We start from the raw sequence: 5,124 nt of genomic DNA, 5'->3' as shown, positions 1-5,124 counted from the left end.
CTGTAATTCTGTATATCTCTCAGTATAAGCGCCGTTTTATATTCGGGCTTTAAACTAGCGATACAGGCCTGTAGTTTCCTGTATCGTTCCTTCTTTATCACCTCTTCTTCCGGTAGGGGATCATCGGATACAAGCTGTATCTCAACGGCTCCTTCATCCTTGCCGTAATTTAGCGAAACAGTATCAAGCTTCTTACTTTTTCGATATCTATCAACGCATGTATTATATGCAATGCGGTATATCCAGGTTGAAAATTTGCTATCCCTTTTAAACGATTTTAGATTTCGATATACCTTTATAAACACCTCTTGGGCCAGATCTTCTGCGTCCTCACGGTTGTTTGTCATTCTATAACAGTAGTTATATATCTTTTTTGCGTAAAAGGAGACCAGCTCTTCGAACGCCAACACATCGCCATTTTGGGCCTTCTCCACAAGCAAGGCCTCATCGCTCATTTAATACCCTCCCCCTTTAGATTACGCACCTCAGCTATCCATCAACTGCTGTCATCTGCCTCCTTCTCCAACAGGTGCTTCCCATTTAGGTATTAATTATACTACAATGTACATATATATTAATTATACCACAATGTACATATACGTTTAACACACACGTGAAATTCTTAGAGAATTTGTATAATTTGTATAATTTTAGTCGGCTTTTATGTGTATTTTCGTCAATCCCTTATCAATGCATCAGCTTGCAAAAAAATATATCGGCATCGTATAAATTTTAGCCCACCAACCTGAAAGTTGAGCCCTCTGGCGTCTTTATAACCTCTATCTGAACCGGGAATGCGTCTTTAAGCTCACTCACGTGGGTGATCACCAGTATCTTGTCAAACTCATCCCTTATGGCATTTATAACCTCTACCAGGCGTTCCCGCCCCTGCTCATCCAGCACGCCAAAACCTTCATCGAGTATTAGCATCCGCATATTGGCTCCGGCCCTGTTGGCCAGTATCTTGGCAAGGGCAATGCGTATGGCAAAGTTAATGCGAAATTCCTCACCGCCGGAATATGTCTCGTATTTTCTGGTATCCATGCCGTCGGATATCTTGATATCCAGCGTCTCGACCACGTTACCCGACTTGGTATCACGCTGCGTCAAAAACTCCACAGCCAGACGCCCATCAGTAATTTTAGCTAAAATACGGTTGGTCTCATCCTGAAGTTCGGGTATGGCATTTTCAATGATGGCGGCCTGAATGCCCCGTTTGCCATATATCAAAGCCAGCGCCTTATACACTTCCAACTGCTCATGCAGCCGGCGCTGCTCCTCCCTCTTCTTGTCGAGCTGCTGCTCAGCTACCAAAATCTTATCCATGCGCTCCTTTAAAGCTCCTCTCTTGGCTTCCATAGAGCGAAGCTCCCTCTGAATGTCTTCAAGCTCTCGCTCCAGTTTTGATACTCTATCAAGTATGTCTGGCAAGTCTTTTATGGAACTGTGCAGCGTCTCCAGCGAAAGCGACATATCCTGAATATGCTTTTTTCTATCATCGATGAGCCCAATTAGCCGCTGCAGGCTCTCAAGATCGGAATCCATTTGCACCCGAGCTTTTTGCACGGCTTCCCATTGGCTGGGAACCTTGGACAGCTTACTCAATTTATCGCGCACGCGGCTATGCTCCTGCGGGTCATAGCCCACCTGCTGTATCTGGCGCTCAATCTCCTCTATCTCCTGTATGGTCTCCCTAGCATAGCCCATTGTTTCCAGCTGCTCTTTAAGAGGAACAAGTTGCGCCTTCAGCACTTCAATCCTTTGCCGTGCCTCCCTTATTTCACCCATCTGGCCATCTATCAAAGCCAAACGTGATTCCAGCTTGCTGCGGCTTTTAAGCCTTGCCTTTATGCTATCAATCCGTAGCTGTACCCGCTTCCTTTCATTTTCAAGACCCTCCATCTCCTTCTTTAGCGCCTGTAGTGACTGCTGGGCAGCCTTCCCGTGATCGGCTATCTCCTTCAACAGTTCATCCCTGTGCTGCACATCCAAAGGCTTCCCACAAACCGGACAGCTGGACTTCACGCCTTTAAGCGCGGTATACCTTTCCCTCAGCTCTTCCAGCTGTCTCTGTAAAGTCCCTTCCCTACCAGTCAGGTCAGCTGTCTCCTGACTAATCTCTGCTATCCTCTTCTCCAGCGCCTCTAGCTCCCTCTCCAGGGCATTCAGCTCCTCTATGCCCTTCTGGCAGGTCTGATATTCCCTCTGCAAAGCCTCTTCCTGTGCCACCTTACTCTCAAGCTGCGCTTTCTCCCTCTCCAGCACATCCATGTGGTGACGCAATTCCTGCTCCCTAATGCGTAGCTCGCCCAGCAGATGTTCCTTACGGGCCTTAAGCTCGGCGGTCAACTGATATTTGTAACTCAAGGCCCTTTCCTGCTCCTCCAAGGCCTTAAACTCGGCATAACTGCTCTCTATTTCATGCTGGTTTTGTAACACCTTTTTGTATTCCTCAATTCGCCCTTGCAAATCTACCCTATCCTTTTCCAGGGCAGTAAGCTGCTTTTGCTCCAATACAAGCTGCTGCTGATGATATTCAATCCTCTTTTTTATGGCATTCTTTTCTTCCTTCTGCCTGCTCAATACCTCCAGCTGCTCCCTCAGGCTTTTCTCCTTTGCTTGCAGCTCTTCAATGGCATTTTGAACTTGGAGCATATCGCTTTGAACCGCCTCTTTTTCTGCAATCTGCTGCTGCAGCAGCTCTATCTCCCTTTCCAGCATCTCCAAGCTATTTTGCACCTCGTTGCGCTTATCCAGGGCCTTCCTCTCCAGCTTGTCGTAAACTGACAAATTGAGTATCTCAGCCAGTATCTCCTTTCGCTCGTTGGGCTTTTTGGTGGCGAATAGGTCAGCTTTACCCTGGCTTAAATACCCGGTACACAGGTAGGTCTCATAATCCAGCTTTATGACCTCTTGAATCTTGTGTTGGGTCTCGTCTATGCGGTTTCCGCTTATGGGCACAAAAACGCCATCTTTCATCATCATGAAGTCCAGGGATGACTGACCCCTTCGTTTGTCGCGCTTGCGCACCACCTTGTAAACCTGGCCATCCTCTTCAAAGGAAAAAGCCACCTCCATGTCGTCGGCACCCGTCCTCACCAGGTCGTCCACGCCGCCCCTGCCATCCATGCCCTTGCACTTGCCCCAAAGGCACCAGGCTATGGCATCGGCCAGGGACGATTTGCCGTTACCGTTGTCGCCACTGAGCAGGGCCACATCAAACAGGTTGAAATCCAGCACCGGTGCCTTTTCACCGTAAGACTTAAAATTTCGCAGATACAAACTAAGAGGCCTCATATGGCTCCCTCCTCCTTGAGCTCCTGGATGAGCTGCTCGTTGGCCTTAAGCAGCGCCTCCTTTATACTGCTGTACTCCTCCTTTTTCGAAATGTATTCGGATACTGCCTGTGCCACATCCATCCTCTCGGTGATGCCCGGGTGCCTCAAGTGTGAAAGGTCCGAGATTATATCCTTTTCGATGCCGGCCACGTAGAAGGCCTTCTCCCGCAATATCCTGTAAAGCTCCCTTTCCTTAAGGTGGGACAAGGCGTGGGCAGGCAACTTCACCTTCACTCTGACAATCGCATCGCTGAGAGGCTGCCCCTCAATGGCCTCTACCACCTTCTTGAAGGGATCACCATCAATTGCGTCCACATAAAAAGTCTTAAAGGGCCGAGTATCCAGCTTTATGAACTCAAAAGAGGTTTCCCCCTTTTTGAGCAATACCTCGACAAAACCTTTATCCTCTTTCTCTTCATTAAAATCCACCCTATCCAAGCTGCCGCAATAGACCACCGGCGGCCTATCGTACAATACCTGGTGCTTGTGTATGTGCCCCATAGCTACATAATCGATTTGGGGCCTGGCAAAGAAGCTCACGGGGAGCGTCACCTCCCTCCCCAACATGATGGCTCTCTCCGATCCCGACGTGGCGCCTATGAGGGAAAAGTGTGCCATGAGGACGGTGGGCAATGCAGGGTCAAGCTTCTGTATCAGCATGTCCAGCAGATGCCCGAGCTTAGCGCGGATAGCCATGGAGATCTCCTCTATGGTAGCCCCTTCCACGGCAAGGTTGCTGGGAGAGGCATAAGGCAGCGCCACCACCTGAAAGGCGCCGCGCCGCGTATCTAAAACGTCCAGGCTGGGCCTGCGGCGCACGTACACGCCCGGCAGGCCAACCACATCGTATATCTCAACTGATGTGGCTTTGCCGGCAGCGTTGTGCAAGTCGTGATTGCCCACTATTATGTAAACTTTTATATCGTTGTCCGAAAGGCGTTTCACTCTCTTGGCAAATTCCCGCTGCTGGGTGACATCGGGCTCCCTGTTCTTAAATACGTCGCCGCATATGAGTACGGCGTCCACCTCGTTGCCTATGGCGTAATCCACCAGCTTATCCAGGGTATTCAAAAAGTCGTTGATGCGGGAATGGATGCCGGTGGTGCTATCCAGCCTGCCGTAATTCTGCATCCCTATGTGTAGGTCCCCGGTATGAATAAGGCGAATAGGCTCCATCATAACCCATACAGCTCCTTCATGAGGTCTTCAAATTCCTTGCCCGGCGGCGGCTCATCAGCGCCAGCGCCGTTGGCAAAAGTACCGGTACTCGGTACTTGATTAAGCCTAGGCAGTGACCTTCGCCTAAACGCATCGTCCTCGTCCTTGGTAATCTCCTTATAAAAGGTCTCGTCGTAAGTTCTAGTCCTTATGACCACCGGCATTGGAACGGCATGCCCCATGATGATGGCCTGCTGTTTCGTGTCCAAGCTGGCCAGGACGTTGCGCAACATCCTAGCATTGTTTACTCCGCACAGCACAGACTCTATATCCTTCTCCTCGGTGAGTAAGGCCACAATCTTGGTGCCCAGCTGCGACATCACCTCCGGGTCAATGCCGGAGGGGCGCTGGTCCACTACAAGGAGCGTCACGTTGTACTTCCTCATCTCCCTGGCAATCATGCCAAATATGGTCTGGCGTGACATCTCGGGGCTCAAAAACTTGTGAGCCTCTTCGATGACTATGACCAGGGGCGTATTGTTGCTCTGCATTCCTCCCAGAGCCTTCTCGCTGCGCTTGACATACAGCTCGTGAATGCGGCGGGTGAGTATATTGGCCACCAGCATAT

The 5,124-nt window shown here is 49.8% G+C and carries 4 protein-coding genes; all 4 read right to left on the bottom strand.

Annotation, left to right across the window (positions count from 1 at the left end):
- A partial coding sequence (locus tag FWJ59_RS07750; protein WP_414481378.1) for an RNA polymerase sigma factor occupies positions 1–455 on the bottom strand: 455 nt, incomplete at its 3' end.
- A gap of 277 nt (positions 456–732) precedes the next feature.
- A complete protein-coding gene (locus FWJ59_RS07745) occupies positions 733–3,297 on the bottom strand; it encodes an AAA family ATPase (RefSeq protein ID WP_414481377.1) in 2,565 nt (854 codons plus the stop codon).
- Complete coding sequence (locus tag FWJ59_RS07740; RefSeq protein ID WP_414481376.1) at positions 3,294–4,517, bottom strand: metallophosphoesterase family protein; 1,224 nt, start codon at positions 4,515–4,517, stop codon at positions 3,294–3,296. Before FWJ59_RS07740 ends, FWJ59_RS07745 begins: the two co-directional genes overlap by 4 nt.
- On the bottom strand, positions 4,514–5,124 hold a 611-nt coding region (locus tag FWJ59_RS07735), incomplete at its 5' end, for an ATP-binding protein (RefSeq protein ID WP_414481375.1). The genes FWJ59_RS07740 and FWJ59_RS07735, both read right to left, overlap by 4 nt.

Source organism: Caldicoprobacter sp. (assembly GCF_047459465.1).
Lineage (GTDB): Bacteria > Bacillota > Clostridia > Caldicoprobacterales > Caldicoprobacteraceae > Caldicoprobacter.
Note: the sequence above shows the minus strand (reverse complement) of the source record. Positions and strands in the feature narration are given on the sequence as shown.